This window comes from Heliomarina sp. (assembly GCF_052826185.1).
Window position 1 is genome coordinate 1 of record NZ_JBRBUI010000014.1, and the last position, 12934, is coordinate 12934.

Genomic DNA, 12934 nt, shown 5'->3' on the forward strand with positions numbered 1-12934 from the left:
CCCTTGACGTGGGCGTCCAGCCCTGACCCAATAACACACGTTGGCCAGCCTGCCCGAGGGCGCGAAATGGCTGCCCGCGATGCCGTGAAATGCGTGCCCGAGATCACGCGAAATCACTGCCCAACTTCCGCGAAATGCGCAAAGCCAGGCCATCAATCTCCTCGGCGGGCAACCGGGTTCGCTCGACCAGCAAACTGAGGACCCGTCCGGGAAGATTTCGATCAAGCTTCGCAGACCAATCTGCACCTGCGACATCCAGAACCCGCCCAAAATATTGAGGAGGAATTCCATTGGCCATGGCCAGCCGATGCAACCAGCTCGACAGCAACTCTCCGGGTACCGGTGCGACAACGACGGGCCAGCCTTGCCCCACCTCGTTGCCGTAGTCGCGCGCAGGTGTGACTGTGATCTCGGACGCAGACTGGTTCAAATCATTTCGCGGCGCAAAGGAGCATTTCGGCGTTTCGACAGGGGCGTATAACCAAGAGTGGTGATGGTCGCTTCAGAAATGTGTTCCTCGCCGTTCCTTATCGCCTTGATAGCCGCGTTGCTCACGATATCGACGACCTCTCCGATCAAGCCCTCTGACAAATCATGGATGATCTCGGCCAGTGACGGTCGCGACAGGTCCGAGGCTCGGGCGAGAGGCATGCTGGTCTCAAGACTATCGAGGAGCGTCGCGAAATCCTCGTCATACGCCCATCTGGGAACAGGGATCGTATCGAACCGCGATCCCATTTCCTCGGTGTCGTGTACCGCGTCATAGACCGCAACCTCGCCAACCAGTACGGGCGAAATGTCGTGGACACGTGCGATACGGCGCGCAGGAACGAAAAGATAGCCTTCACGTCCTGTCGGCGCCCTCGAAGGGCGCTGTGAAACTCATCGAAGATGAGCAGGCGGGGTTTCAAGCTGTCCAGCAAATGATCCACCTGCTCGCCCGCGCGCGACAGGCTCCGCCAACCAGATGCCTGAGGCGCGCGCAACCCGGCAAGAATGCTGGCATAGAAGTGAGACAGTCCGGCACCTTCTCGGGTCTGGATCACCCAGATCCTTTGACGTTCTGACTGCCGCAAATGTTCAATCGCAAAGCGTTCGGCGATCATCGTCTTGCCATTGTGATAGGGGCCTGTCAGCAAGAGCCCTCTGGGACGCAAGGTTACTGGCCGATCGAGTAGCAGACTCATGGCGTTATGGGCGCGACTTGCCACCGGATGGCTGATCCAACGGGCCGTCCGGATATGGGCGATGCGGCACGCGTCACCGGCATCAAGAAGTGATGCGGCGGAGTCCAGGAGGTGATCAGTCATTTCACCAATCCTCAACCGGAAAGACGCGGCGCGGGCACTCAGGGTCAGGCGTTTCGCGGATTGGTGTCGGGGAAGAAGTGAGGCTCTGGTAGGGTTTCGGCGCATGAGCCGCATGCCTGGCCCGTGCGACTTCCTTCAGCCTTTGCTTCTTCGATGCCGAGGCATCTACGGTCGCCGCGATTTCGCGGCGGATCGCGGTCTTCTCCTCAATCGGGCGCCGACCGGTTTCGCGCGCTCGGCTTCTCTCGGCCCTGTGCTGCCAGAGGGTGACCCCTTCAAGCAGTCCATCCCGACGCGCCACAGGGCGCCAGGCTCCTGTATCGGGATCCTTGATGTAGATGTGGCTAATGTCCCGAGGATCATAACGAACATCGAGAGCATCCAATCGATCACGGCGGGCGACCAATGGACCCAGCCATGGATCGAAATAGTCGTTGGCAAACAGGCTGACACCTTGAGGAGAAATCCTGCGTGTCTTGTTCGGGAGAAAGCTGAGCAATACGTCGAAAGGGCTGTCTTCCGGGCCATCCGGCTGACGGCATTTTCGTATCCATTCAATGGTCGGGACCGTCAGCTTGCGTTCATTCTGGCTAAGATTGTGATCGATGATCGCCAACGCGATACAGCGTTCGAGGTCTGCAAAGCTGAGCCTCGCACGGTCTTCGGACAGATATTCACCCCGATCCGCGATGGAACGCCCGGTCTTGCCAGGCAGGGAGCGCAGCACCGTATTCACCTTGCCGAGAAGCCGTTCGACAACCCCGCCACGATGGACGGTCCCCTTGTTCCGGCTTTGAATTGCAATCCCGTACTCGGCACAACCCCGGATGAAACTGGTGCTTCTGAATTCCATGGCGGAATCCACGACGACCATCTTCGGGCGGCCAAACATCGGCCAGGAATGATTGATGTCGCGCGCTGCCAGCCAGTCCTCCTTGCGGCACATCGCCTGCGCCAGACAGAGGGCGACCGACAAGCGTGAGGGCTGCTCAAGGGTCAGGCAGAAGCCGATAATCGCGCTTGTTGCAACATCAGCTGCGATGGTGAGATAGGGGCGTCCAACATAGATGCCCTGACCATCGATGACTTCCACAAACTGGATGTCGGCGGGGGTATGGTCTATCTGGACGACATCGAGTGCGTGGTTGGCCCGGATATAACCTGGGCGGGGTTTCAGGCGCCGTAGGTTTTTTCCTCCTGAATGTCGCCGTCGTGCAATCTCCTCGGGCGTGAACAGTCGTGGGATACGCTTGGAAACGGTGACATAGGCAGGCGGATCAAGACCCTCGCTGTCACAACGGGTGCGGATTTCATCGACAATCGGCGCAAGGTCCGGTTGCTCGGGCTGAAGCCACATCTCCCGAAGGGTTGCCGAAATGATTTCCTCAACAGCCGGGCTGATCCTCGCGCGCCTAGCTCCACCTGTCTTTGGCAACAGCGAAGACACCCGATGTTCGGTACGATATCGGCGCAGGTGGTTGTAGACTTGGCGCGTCGAGAGACGCAATTCGGATGCGGCCCGAGAAACTGCGGTGCGCATAGGCTCTTGCCCGTCCAAAATGCGATCCAGCTCTCGCGCGATACGCGTTGCCTTGGCCCAAGCCTCGTCAGACGCTTCGTTTTCGCGCAGCGTCATGAACCCGCCGCTCCACGGTTTCTAAACCCCATCTTCTGCCCCATGTTCTCGCTTGTTGAAACGCGAGCTAAAAATTGAAATCGAAACGTAAAATACCACGTCGGATTACGCTTCATCCTACTGGAATCCTGTAAGAACTTTTTGATGAAACGGCAAAGCAATTGCGACACTGAGGACGACCTGTGGTTCCTGCCCGGTCCGATGGACGAGGAGCCAGATTATCTGCCGCCCGGACCTAGGGCAGAGCTTCGTGAAACCGCAGTCCTCGACGATTGGCGGAAGGCAGAGGCGGGCAATGCCGCGCGTCTCGCCCGTGTGGCTGGCCGGATCGGCGCGCTGGACGACCGGCTGCGCCGTGGCCCGAAAGGTTGGCGGCACAGGCTCGCGCTGATGGAGGCGGCAGACCTCAGCTGGTTTGTAGGCGACCGAATTGGCCCGGATCGGCTGGCGCTCTGGAAATCCATGCGCTTGTCCGGCGTGCAGGACGACACCGCGGCGCTCGCGCGTGTCGGATGGGCAGTGCGGCGTCTTACAGGCGGCCTTGGACCGGAAGTGGACCTGTCCGCCTTCCTCGACCGCCGCGACCCCGAGAACCTCGGCGTTGAAGCCGAACCGTTCGCGGAACGCGCGGGCGGTTGGCTCGATCTTATGGCGCAAGCCGCCGATCTTCACCCAGTCACGCGCGCTTGCATGGGCTTCCATCTCTGGAGTCTCGCGGGCCTCGGGCAGCACGGCGACCGGATGGAAGCGGCGGTCACAGCCGCACGGATCGTGGCCAGTGAGGGCAAGGGGGCGCTCTTCGCGCCTTTGGCCATGGGCGGGGCAGGAGGATTGCGCTCCGGTGGCCCACCCGCTGACCGTCTGTCTCGTTGGCTTGACGGGATGGAGACCGCATGCCTGACCGCAATGCGTCACCTCGATGATATCGAGGCATGGTCGGCGAGGGCGGAAGCCGAGATGAGCCCGCTTTCCGGCCGCACGCCCCCGGCCTTGTGCGCGGTACTTACCGAATGGCCGCTCGTGTCCGCTCCGATGGCCGAGGCCCTGATCGGCGCCAGCCGGGCTGCCATCCAGCGCAACCTTGCTTGGATGGAAGCGCGTGGTCTGATCCACGAGATGACGGGGCAGGGGCGGTATCGGATGTGGAGGGTCGCAACTTAAGCCGTGCTCTTTGTCGGGGGGCCGACAGTTTATGTTAGAGTCAACGCTTCTGTCCGCCAAACTTGCAGACAATTCGCGCATCGAGCCCACTTTGATGAATTTTGCTCGAAGCACGAATGTCCGCATGGATGAAAACGAACCGCCCGTGTCCAGTCTTCGTCTCTTGCTGCGGCTTATAAATGCGTGGCCCAGCGAGGATGGCTCTCGTCAATGATCAAGGCATGGCTGTGCCTGCGATGTCCCCTTAGGTGGGGATGGTCGAGTGGCAAATTATCGTGGGTGTGCTCAAGCTCAACGGGATCGCCGGACGGCCAGAGTTTCAGCGCTGCGAGCATTCCGAAGGCGGCGATGAGGGCCAGTCCGATCAGTGCGGGAACGACACCATAGACTGTCAGCAGCCATCCCGACAGCGGATAGGTCACAAGCCAGCAGGCGTGGGACAGCGCGAATTGCGCCGCGAAGAGTGCCGGGCGGTCCCCGGCGTGGGCGGAACGGCGCAGCAACCGGCCCGAGGGGGTGAGAACGGTGGAATACCCCAACCCCACTAGCAGCCAGGCTGTCAGAAGGATGGACCAGCCAAGGCCTGCTCCAAGGACCGTCAACGCCAGACCGACCAGAGTAGCCACCATCAGCGCGGCTCCGCCGAACATAACGGGCCGGTCCGGCAACACATCGAGAACACGCGGCAGGACCAGCGCGGCGATCATCGACCCTGCGCCGAAGGCGAACATCGTCCAGGCCAGAGCACTTTCCGAAAGGCCGAGCGAGCCGCGCACAAGAACGACGGTATTGACCAGCACCATCGCACCTGCCGCCGCGAGGTTCAATGCCAAGAGCCCGCGCAAGCGCGGCGTGGCCAGATAGATGCGGATGCCGCGCGTTGTGCGGTCATAGACACCGCGCGGCTCGGATGGGCGGGGACTCGGCAGCACGATCGAAGCAACCAGAAGGGCCGATGCGGCGAAACCGAGGACCGTTCCGAGGAAAAGTGAATTGTAGGACATCACCGCGAGCAGAAGGGCCGCCAGCGTCGGGCTGACGATGTTTTCCAGATCGTAGGCCAGCCGCGACAGCGACAGCGCGCGGGTATAGCGCGCCTCTTCGGGCAGAACGTCCGGGATCGTGGCCTGAAAGGTCGGCGTGAAGGCGGCGGAAGCCGATTGAAGAAGGAAGATCAGGACGTAGACCTGCCAGACCTCGGTCACGAAGGGCAGTGCGAGGGCGACACCGGCACGCACCAGATCGAGCATCACCAGAAGCGCGCGGCGCGGCACGCGGTCTGCGAAAGCCCCTGCAATGGGCGCGATGCCCACATAAGCAACCATCTTGATGGTGAAGACTGTGCCGAGGACCAGCGCCGCCCCGTCGCCCGAAAGATCAAAGGCGAGCAGGCCGAGTGCGACTGTGGCGAGTCCGGTACCCAGAAGGGCTACGACTTGCGCCAGAAAGAGGTGCCGATAAGTGCGGTCGGAGAGAATATCGAGCATGGTCGGCCTCAGAGATATCGGGCGATCGCCCGCAACTCTGCGCGATCAGTTTCAGAACTTTCAACGTCAATACAATGGTCCATGTGATCATGGATCAGCGCACGCTTGGCGTTCGTCACGGCCTTTTCGACCGCTTGCATCTGCTGAGCAATCTCCAGACAGGGTTTGCCCGCCTCGATCATTTCGATCACGGCGCGCAAATGGCCGTCAGCGCGTTTCAGCCGGGCGACAAGGGCGGGATGGGTTGCATGGACTGGATGTTTTGTCATAAAGTAGTTCTATCCCCCCCGGGAGGATAGAACAAGATGGTGCCACGACGCACCACGCTAGAGACGGGCAGACGGGCAGAACCTATGGAAACCTTGAGGACAGTTGTAAACGCCGCGTTTGCGACACTCTTATGTTTAGCCGTACTTCTCTGGTCTGTGGTGCCCGCAACCTCGCACGCGTCCTCAGTCTTCAGCGTCCTCCAAGAGCACGCAGAAATGATTGCTGAGCACGGTCATTCACATGGACTGGAAGAAGACCTTGCCTGGGCCATGCATGGACACAACCATGACAGCGTCGATCACGATCACAGTCAGGCGGTTGTGCCTGGCCCCGACCGATCGCCGCACCCGCTCGATATTTACAGAGCCGCATGGCCTTTGAGGTCGGCCACGTCGAACACCTTACAGACATACCAAATCGAACGACCTCCGCGCGTCTGACCGACTGCGTGCCAACAGCGCGCTGCATTCGATCATCAACACATATGCGGAGTCAAATCCATGAATATAGTCCACCGGGGCTGGACCGATCCCGGCATACGCCGGATCGTGATCCTGTCCTTAATAACGCTGTCGGCACTCGTTCTGAGTGCAAGCCACGCGTTTGCCCACAATGTCACCGAAGGTGACGCGGGCTACATCCAAGAAATCTGGGGGATCAACATCATTCCCTTCATGTATCTCGGCGCCAAACACATGGTGACGGGATACGACCACATCCTGTTCCTGCTCGGCGTCGTCTTCTTCCTCTACAAGATGAAGGATGTCGGCGTCTACGTCAGCTTCTTCGCCCTCGGGCACTCGTCCACTATGCTGGCCGGTGTCTGGTTCGGCTGGGGCATCAACGCCTACATCATCGACGCGATCATCGGCCTTTCGGTCGTCTACAAGGCGCTCGACAATCTCGGGGCGTATCAGCGCTGGTTCGGGTTCCAGCCGAACACTAAGGCCGCAACGTTGATCTTCGGCTTTTTCCACGGCACGGGCCTGGCCACGAAAATCCTAGAGTATGAAATCGCTTCGGACGGGCTGCTGGCCAATCTTCTGGCGTTCAACGTGGGCGTCGAGCTTGGCCAGATCATGGCGCTTGCCGTGATCCTCATCGTCATGGGATTCTGGCGGAAATCCCCAAACTTCTTCCGCCAAGCCTACACCGCCAACGTCGTCATGATGTCCATGGGATTCATCCTCATGGGCCTGCAAATCACCGGCTACTTCGTAGCCACCTGAGAAGTTAGGAGACCAAAATGTTTAACGCAAAAAAACCGAGCCTTGATGAGCTTCCCAGCTCCGCGCAGCTTATCCGTTCCACTGCCATTGCGGCGGCCAGCGCCGTTGCGATCCTTGTGACCGTCGTGCTGCCTGCCGAATACAACATCGACCCGACCGGGATCGGCGGGGTTCTCGGGCTGAGCGAGATGGGGGAGATCAAAGCCCAGCTTGCGGAGGAGGCCGAAGCCGACAGGCTGTTGGAGATCGAAGCCGAAGAGCAGTCGAGCCTTATGAACGATATCTTTGGACTCTTTGTCGGCACGGCACATGCACAGGAGGCCGAAGTCTGGCGCGACGAAACCACCTTTACGCTGGCACCCGGCGACAGCGCCGAGTGGAAGCTGGTCATGGAAGAGGGCCAGACAGTGGAATACCGAATGCTGGTCGATGGCGGTCGGGTGAATTTCGACATGCACGGCCACGGCGGCGGTCAGTCGGTGACCTATGAAAAGGGCCGCGGTTCGACCGGCGACGAGGGCGAGATCATCGCGGCATTTGACGGCGAACACGGATGGTTCTGGCGGAATCGGGACAGCCAGCCCGCAACCGTGACTGTCCAGGTGCGCGGCCAATACACCGAATTCAAAGACGCAAGTTGACACAAGGGCAGCCACCCGCATGAAAAGATGCGGGTGGCTGCCTGGCTCCGAAACAGACCTTGGATGAGTCCGCAGTCTCGCCTCAGATTTTCCCCTGAAACCAACCTCGGGCATCCGTTGGCCAATCAGTGAGTACCCACGTGGCAATGTCACGCCTATGTTACAGGATACTTCTTGACCTCCCCCTACTGGAAGCTTGCATAAGAATTGCATGATCCGCGTTTTTCGCCTCATTTTGATTCTTGCATTGAGCTTCGGTGCCGTGGTTGCGCCGGATGTATCGGCAGCGAATGCGGCTGAGGCAGCAATGGTTCAGATGGTGGGCGCCGAAAGCGCGGACGACCATTGCGGCGGATGCGATCCGATCGGATTTGCTGACGGGATATCCTGCGAGGGTGGGTGTACGGTCCCATGTGGCGCGGGAAGTTCGGCCGGTATCGTAGCTCGTACGTCAGCGATGACGCTTGAGATGGCCTTCGGTGTTGTCATCCCGGTCGCGGGACCTGTGATCCCGATTGGCGCGATTCCCTCGCTTGATCCATTCCCTCCCAAGCTGCCTGTCTGAACCTGATAACGGCCTAGCTTATTGCGGGGCCTGACCGTTGCCTTGGCCGAAGCTGGCTGAGCGCGACCCCTTCAGATCAAGGCAGAAGTGATGACCCTCAACAGACTGATTTCACGACGGCACGTGCTGCGCACCGGTGCCGCTTTCACGGCCATATCCGCTCTGTCACCGGCTCGAGTAGCGATGGCAGGTCCGACAGAGGACCCATTCTTGCTACGCGCTGCGGCCGGACAAGCCGCCCTGCGACCGGCACCCTACGGCTCTACCGACGTCTGGAGCTACAATGGATCCCTCCCCGGCCCCGAGATCCGGGTGCGGCAGGGAGACCGAATTCGGGTTCTGGCCCGGAATGGGCTAAATGAGGGGACGACGGTCCACTGGCATGGCATTCGCACACCCAATGCGATGGATGGTGTGCCGTTCCTAACACAGGACCCGATCCCCGTCGGTGGCGATTTTCTCTATGAATTCGATGCACTGGATGCTGGCACGTTCTGGTATCACCCGCACCAACGCAGTTCCGAACAGGTCGGACGCGGGCTTTACGGGCCGCTGATCGTCGAGGAAGCAAACCCGATCCGCGTAGATCGCGATCTGACCTGGATGCTCGATGACTGGCGGATGACCGGCGACGGACAGATTGCGACAGATTTCGGAAGTCGGCACGACGCCGCGCACGGCGGGCGTATCGGCAATTCCGTGACCATCAACGGCCAGATACCGGACCGCATCGCCGTGCGATCCGGAGAACGCATCCGCCTGAGGTTGGTCAACGCAGCCAATGCCCGGATATTCGGGCTGGATTTCGGGGGGCTTGCGCCGGTCGTGGTCGCTCTGGACGGTCAACCCGTGGCACCTCATGCACCAGACAGTGACGCCGTGGTGGTCGGCCCGGCCATGCGTGTCGATCTGGTGATCGACATGACCGGCAAGCCCGGAGAGAGCGTGACCGTCACCGATGTCTTCTACAGGGATCTGGAATACCGTCTGGTCGATCTCGCCTACGGGCCTGACAGGCTGCGGGACAGTGTGCCGGATTGGTCGATGGACCTGTCGCCCAACCCGCTGGCCGAACCGGATATGGCGTCGGCTGCGCGGCATCAGATCGTCTTCAACGGCGGCATGATGGGGCAGATGATGATGGGCGGCGGCATGGGGTCCATGATGGAGCAGATGCGCGAAGGCAACATGTGGTTCATCAACGGCAAAGCAGCAACGGGGCACATGATGGATCCCTTGCTGGTCCTGCCGCAGGGCACGTCGCATGTGCTGCAGATGGACAATCGCACCGCGTGGCATCACCCGATGCATTTTCATGGACATTCGTTCCGTGTGATCACACGGAACGGGCAACCGACACGGCACCGCGAATGGCAGGACACCGTCCTGATGGCGCCCGAGGAACGGGTCGAGATCGCCTTCGTGGCGGACAATCCGGGAGACTGGATGTTCCATTGTCACATCCTGGAGCACCAGGCGGCCGGCATGATGGGCATCATACGTGTCGATCCTGGCACGACCAAAACCTGAAACAATCTCACGTAACGATCACCACGAAAGGAAAGAACCGATGAAGAAACTAATTGGACTTGCCAATCTTGGCACCGCAGGTGCTGCCGCTATACTTGCAATGAGCCTGAATGCCGCGCCTGCCGCAGCGCAAGAGGCCACGCTCTACAAGAACCCGCAATGCGGATGCTGCGAGAGCTATGCGGACTACCTGCGCGAGAATGGCTTCACAGTCGAGGTGAAGCCGACCCACGATCTGGCTCAGATCAGCCGTGATGCAGGTATCCCGGACGATTTTCAGGGCTGCCATACGACCTTTCTGGAAGACTACGTCGTCAGCGGTCATGTGCCGGTCAATGTCGTCAACAAGTTGCTTGATGAGCGCCCGGACATTGTCGGCCTGACACTTCCCGGCATGCCGTTGGGATCGCCGGGTATGGGGGGTGCGAAGCAGGAACCGTTCAAGATTTACACCGTCGAAGAAGGTGTGAACCCGACCGTCTATGCGGTCGAATGATCAATTGCGCGGTCTGGTGCGATCCCGTGCCTGACCGGTTTCAAGGGAAAACAAAGGATGAAGTGCATGATGATGGATGGTGGAATGATGGGTGGCGGCATGATGATCGCGATGGGACTGGTTTGGTTACTCATCGTGGCGGTGCTGGTGCTCGCGGCAATCGCCTTGGTCAAATACATCCGCTCGGACAGCGGAAAATAGAAATGCGCCAAGATGCGGAATGAGGGCGACAGCAACGGCGACGGCCTGTTGTCGATGGGGATTGGTCTGGGGGCGTCCGTCCTGCTTGTCGTGGCATCGATAGTCGCACTCTCGTTGTATTTGGATAGCCAGAAGAAGGCACAAGCGACATGAAAATTACCATTAGGCTCGCAGCACTTTTGCTGGCTGCAACGGTCTTGCCCGTTTTGGCGCAGGATGACTCGCTCGCGGGCGAACGCCTTTATCAGGAGAATTGCGCCAGTTGCCATGGCGCAAACCTGGAGGGGCAGCCCGATTGGCGCTCCAGATTGCCGAACGGCCGGTTGCCTGCCCCGCCGCATGACGCCTCGGGCCATACTTGGCACCATACGGACCGCGTGCTTTTGGACATCGTGAAGCGCGGAACGGCGGCGATTGTCGGGAATGGCTATGAAAGCGACATGCCCGGTTTCAAGGAGGTGCTGACGGATGAAGAGATCACGGCGATCATCGATTACATCAAGAGCACATGGCCCGATCGGATCCGCGCTTCGCAGGAAAGCCGTACCCTTGCGGATGAGCAGGTGCAGCCATGACGCAAGAGGTCGTCAGCAAAATCGACCCCGTACCGCGGCGCAGGATCTCCGGGTTTGTGCTGGTGCCGCTGATAGCTTTTGCCCTCATGGTCTTGTTCGGCTGGGGGCTTTTCAGGGGCGGCGACGACTTGCCATCGGCGCTTCTCGACAAACCTGTGCCGGAGTTTGCGCTTGCTCCGGTGCTCCGCCGCGAGGAAGGTCTTTCGACGCAGGACCTGATCGGCCATGTCTCGCTGGTGAACGTCTTTGCCTCGTGGTGTGTGCCCTGTCGGGCCGAACACCCGCTGTTCATGGAGCTGAGCGCCACCGGTGAGGTGCCGCTCTACGGGATCAACTACAAGGACCCACCCGAGCAGGCGCGCGCCTGGCTCGACGAATTGGGCGATCCCTACGCGCGCATCGGGGCCGACATCGACGGACGTGCTGGCATCGAATGGGGCGTTTACGGCGTGCCCGAAACCTATGTCATCACGTCCGACGGCACCATTGCCTACCGCCATGTCGGCCCCATCACGCGAGCGATTCTGGAGGAAACCCTTTTGCCGATCGTCCGTGATCTGAAAACCCAAGCTGGCAAGGAGCCAACGCCATGAAATATCTCAAAACGGCGCTGCTCGTCTGGGCATTGTCCGTCGGCACGGCGTTTGCCGGGCCGCAAGGCTTCGCACTGCACGACACGCCGCAGCCGGTGATCAATGTGCGCTTCGAGACCGAGGACGGCAGCCGTGGGGACATGGAGGATTTTCGTGGCAAGGTGATCCTCGTGAACGTTTGGGCAACCTGGTGCGTCCCCTGCCGGGAAGAGATGCCGACGCTGGATGCACTTCAGGCGGAACTTGGCGGCGACCGTTTCGAGGTCGTCGCCCTGTCCATCGACAGGGCCGGGTCGCCCGTCGTGCGGCGGTTCTACGACGAGATCGGTGTCAACAATCTCAAGATGTATGTCGACAAGACCATGCTGTCGATGACCGCGCTGCGCACCGTCGGTCTGCCGACAACGATCCTGATCGACGCGCAGGGGCGGGAGCTTGGGAGACTGGTCGGCCCGGCCGAATGGGATGATCCCGAGATGGTCTCCTTCTTGCGAGGCTTTATCGAATAAGCGCCCCTGAAAGAGCGCCGCCCGCCCTTGACCGCCCAGTTATCAGAATGACCAGTACTCAAACTTCAGAAGGATTTTCCGGATGACCGACATATCATCTTCCAACGATGCGGGTGCCGCCGACATCGAAAGCGCAGGCAATTGGCCTCGGTGGTTGACGCGCAGACGACTGCTGTTCGTCGGTGCGGCAACCGTTATGGGCGGCGGCATGGCGCTGAACTGGGGATGGCTCACCGCGATCGGTCTCGCGCCTGTCTTGGTTTCGCTGGCACCCTGTGCCGCGATGTGCGGGCTTGGTCTGTGCATGAAGGGCGGGTCTGGCGGGAAATGCGACGATGCGGGTGGTGGCAAGCCCCATCAATCCGAAAGGTGATGCAGTTGATTGTCTATCTGACCCGGCGCGCCGCCTTGGCGACATTTGCGGCCACGATCTCCTTTCCGGCCTCCGCCGATCATCCGGGTGAAAATCTGGATGCGCGGATGTTCGAGATGGAGCCATACTTCCAGGCCATCGACGCAGCACAGGCCCCGGATTTCGAGTTGCAGGATGCGGAGGGCAATCCTGTGCGCTTGGCGGATTTCAGCGACAAGGTCGTCATCCTGCATTTCATCTACGCCAACTGCCCGGATCTCTGCCCGCTCCATGCGGAAAAGATCGCGGCGGTCCAGGCTTCGATCAACGACGGGCCGATGAGCGATCTGGTGCAATTCATCTCGATCACGACCGATCC

17 protein-coding genes and 2 pseudogenes are annotated in these 12934 nt (G+C 60.3%); 12 read left to right on the forward strand and 7 right to left on the reverse strand.

The features are described from left to right. Positions 1–103 precede the first annotated feature (103 nt). The 5 genes and pseudogenes from ACU0FH_RS03160 to ACU0FH_RS03180 all read right to left on the reverse strand — a co-directional run bounded on the left by ACU0FH_RS03160 (position 104) and on the right by ACU0FH_RS03180 (position 2946). The gene (locus ACU0FH_RS03160; RefSeq protein ID WP_446193333.1) at positions 104–430 is read right to left on the reverse strand and encodes a TniQ family protein; all 327 of its coding nucleotides are present in this window, start codon (positions 428–430) and stop codon (positions 104–106) included. Further along, on the reverse strand, positions 427–738 hold the full coding sequence (locus tag ACU0FH_RS03165) for a hypothetical protein (RefSeq protein WP_233152361.1): 312 nt from the start codon (positions 736–738) through the stop codon (positions 427–429). Before ACU0FH_RS03165 ends, ACU0FH_RS03160 begins: the two co-directional genes overlap by 4 nt. A gap of 12 nt (positions 739–750) precedes the next feature. Continuing rightward, positions 751–816, reverse strand: a pseudogene (locus tag ACU0FH_RS03170) (hypothetical protein); the annotation flags it as partial. 59 nt (positions 817–875) lie between these two features. Beyond that, positions 876–1424: pseudogene (locus ACU0FH_RS03175) on the reverse strand (TniB family NTP-binding protein); the annotation flags it as partial. Continuing rightward, positions 1312–2946, reverse strand: coding sequence for a Mu transposase C-terminal domain-containing protein (locus tag ACU0FH_RS03180; RefSeq protein WP_446193334.1), 1635 nt, complete (start codon positions 2944–2946; stop codon positions 1312–1314). The gene ACU0FH_RS03180 and the pseudogene ACU0FH_RS03175, both read right to left, overlap by 113 nt. Positions 2947–3090: 144 nt before the next feature. On the opposite strand from ACU0FH_RS03180, the gene ACU0FH_RS03185 reads away from it, so the two are divergent. Next, the gene (locus ACU0FH_RS03185; RefSeq protein WP_238372988.1) at positions 3091–4107 is read left to right on the forward strand and encodes a hypothetical protein; all 1017 of its coding nucleotides are present in this window, start codon (positions 3091–3093) and stop codon (positions 4105–4107) included. 173 nt (positions 4108–4280) lie between these two features. Here ACU0FH_RS03185 and ACU0FH_RS03190 read toward each other — a convergent pair whose 3' ends face one another. Both ACU0FH_RS03190 and ACU0FH_RS03195 read right to left on the reverse strand, forming a co-directional pair. Continuing rightward, a complete protein-coding gene (locus ACU0FH_RS03190) occupies positions 4281–5594 on the reverse strand; it encodes an MFS transporter (protein ID WP_446193335.1) in 1314 nt (437 codons plus the stop codon). Positions 5595–5602: 8 nt separating this feature from the next. Then, positions 5603–5863 carry a metal-sensing transcriptional repressor gene (locus tag ACU0FH_RS03195; RefSeq protein ID WP_007120627.1) on the reverse strand — a complete coding sequence of 87 codons (261 nt, stop codon included), beginning with the start codon at positions 5861–5863 and terminating at the stop codon, positions 5603–5605. 501 nt (positions 5864–6364) lie between these two features. Between ACU0FH_RS03195 and ACU0FH_RS03200 the strand changes: the two genes are divergently transcribed. From ACU0FH_RS03200 to ACU0FH_RS03250, 11 genes are all read left to right on the forward strand, one after another. Next, positions 6365–7093 carry a HupE/UreJ family protein gene (locus ACU0FH_RS03200; RefSeq protein WP_238372986.1) on the forward strand — a complete coding sequence of 243 codons (729 nt, stop codon included), beginning with the start codon at positions 6365–6367 and terminating at the stop codon, positions 7091–7093. 17 nt (positions 7094–7110) lie between these two features. Further along, entirely contained in the window at positions 7111–7734 is a 624-nt protein-coding gene (locus ACU0FH_RS03205; RefSeq protein ID WP_037929504.1) for a hypothetical protein, read from the forward strand. 211 nt (positions 7735–7945) lie between these two features. After that, a complete protein-coding gene (locus ACU0FH_RS03210) occupies positions 7946–8299 on the forward strand; it encodes a hypothetical protein (RefSeq protein ID WP_037929506.1) in 354 nt (117 codons plus the stop codon). A gap of 90 nt (positions 8300–8389) precedes the next feature. Then, positions 8390–9829, forward strand: coding sequence for a multicopper oxidase family protein (locus ACU0FH_RS03215; RefSeq protein WP_082899302.1), 1440 nt, complete (start codon positions 8390–8392; stop codon positions 9827–9829). Between the two features lie 40 nt (positions 9830–9869). Beyond that, positions 9870–10325 carry a DUF411 domain-containing protein gene (locus ACU0FH_RS03220; protein ID WP_037929510.1) on the forward strand — a complete coding sequence of 152 codons (456 nt, stop codon included), beginning with the start codon at positions 9870–9872 and terminating at the stop codon, positions 10323–10325. A 66-nt stretch (positions 10326–10391) separates the two neighbouring features. Beyond that, positions 10392–10526: a hypothetical protein gene (locus ACU0FH_RS03225; protein ID WP_007121580.1), complete on the forward strand. Its 135-nt coding sequence runs from the start codon at positions 10392–10394 to the stop codon at positions 10524–10526. Positions 10527–10675: 149 nt separating this feature from the next. Further along, positions 10676–11101 (forward strand): c-type cytochrome, encoded by a 426-nt coding sequence (locus ACU0FH_RS03230; RefSeq protein WP_238372985.1) that lies wholly within the window; start codon positions 10676–10678, stop codon positions 11099–11101. Next, positions 11098–11694, forward strand: coding sequence for a DsbE family thiol:disulfide interchange protein (locus ACU0FH_RS03235; RefSeq protein ID WP_037929514.1), 597 nt, complete (start codon positions 11098–11100; stop codon positions 11692–11694). Before ACU0FH_RS03230 ends, ACU0FH_RS03235 begins: the two co-directional genes overlap by 4 nt. Further along, a complete protein-coding gene (locus tag ACU0FH_RS03240; RefSeq protein WP_037929516.1) occupies positions 11691–12203 on the forward strand; it encodes a TlpA family protein disulfide reductase in 513 nt (170 codons plus the stop codon). The genes ACU0FH_RS03235 and ACU0FH_RS03240 overlap by 4 nt, the downstream gene beginning before the upstream one ends. Positions 12204–12285: 82 nt before the next feature. Then, positions 12286–12576 carry a hypothetical protein gene (locus tag ACU0FH_RS03245; protein WP_037929519.1) on the forward strand — a complete coding sequence of 97 codons (291 nt, stop codon included), beginning with the start codon at positions 12286–12288 and terminating at the stop codon, positions 12574–12576. Further along, on the forward strand, positions 12576–12934 hold a 359-nt coding region (locus tag ACU0FH_RS03250; protein ID WP_446193336.1), incomplete at its 3' end, for an SCO family protein. The genes ACU0FH_RS03245 and ACU0FH_RS03250, both read left to right, overlap by 1 nt.

Coding starts and splice junctions, on each gene's coding strand:
- ACU0FH_RS03165 (WP_233152361.1), bottom strand. CDS start 738: ATGGGATCGCGGTTCGATACGATCCCTGTTCCCAGATGGGCGTATGAC.
- ACU0FH_RS03180 (WP_446193334.1), bottom strand. CDS start 2,946: ATGACGCTGCGCGAAAACGAAGCGTCTGACGAGGCTTGGGCCAAGGCA.
- ACU0FH_RS03185 (WP_238372988.1), top strand. CDS start 3,091: ATGAAACGGCAAAGCAATTGCGACACTGAGGACGACCTGTGGTTCCTG.
- ACU0FH_RS03190 (WP_446193335.1), bottom strand. CDS start 5,594: ATGCTCGATATTCTCTCCGACCGCACTTATCGGCACCTCTTTCTGGCG.
- ACU0FH_RS03195 (WP_007120627.1), bottom strand. CDS start 5,863: ATGACAAAACATCCAGTCCATGCAACCCATCCCGCCCTTGTCGCCCGG.
- ACU0FH_RS03200 (WP_238372986.1), top strand. CDS start 6,365: ATGAATATAGTCCACCGGGGCTGGACCGATCCCGGCATACGCCGGATC.
- ACU0FH_RS03205 (WP_037929504.1), top strand. CDS start 7,111: ATGTTTAACGCAAAAAAACCGAGCCTTGATGAGCTTCCCAGCTCCGCG.
- ACU0FH_RS03210 (WP_037929506.1), top strand. CDS start 7,946: ATGATCCGCGTTTTTCGCCTCATTTTGATTCTTGCATTGAGCTTCGGT.
- ACU0FH_RS03215 (WP_082899302.1), top strand. CDS start 8,390: ATGACCCTCAACAGACTGATTTCACGACGGCACGTGCTGCGCACCGGT.
- ACU0FH_RS03220 (WP_037929510.1), top strand. CDS start 9,870: ATGAAGAAACTAATTGGACTTGCCAATCTTGGCACCGCAGGTGCTGCC.
- ACU0FH_RS03225 (WP_007121580.1), top strand. CDS start 10,392: ATGATGATGGATGGTGGAATGATGGGTGGCGGCATGATGATCGCGATG.
- ACU0FH_RS03230 (WP_238372985.1), top strand. CDS start 10,676: ATGAAAATTACCATTAGGCTCGCAGCACTTTTGCTGGCTGCAACGGTC.
- ACU0FH_RS03235 (WP_037929514.1), top strand. CDS start 11,098: ATGACGCAAGAGGTCGTCAGCAAAATCGACCCCGTACCGCGGCGCAGG.
- ACU0FH_RS03240 (WP_037929516.1), top strand. CDS start 11,691: ATGAAATATCTCAAAACGGCGCTGCTCGTCTGGGCATTGTCCGTCGGC.
- ACU0FH_RS03245 (WP_037929519.1), top strand. CDS start 12,286: ATGACCGACATATCATCTTCCAACGATGCGGGTGCCGCCGACATCGAA.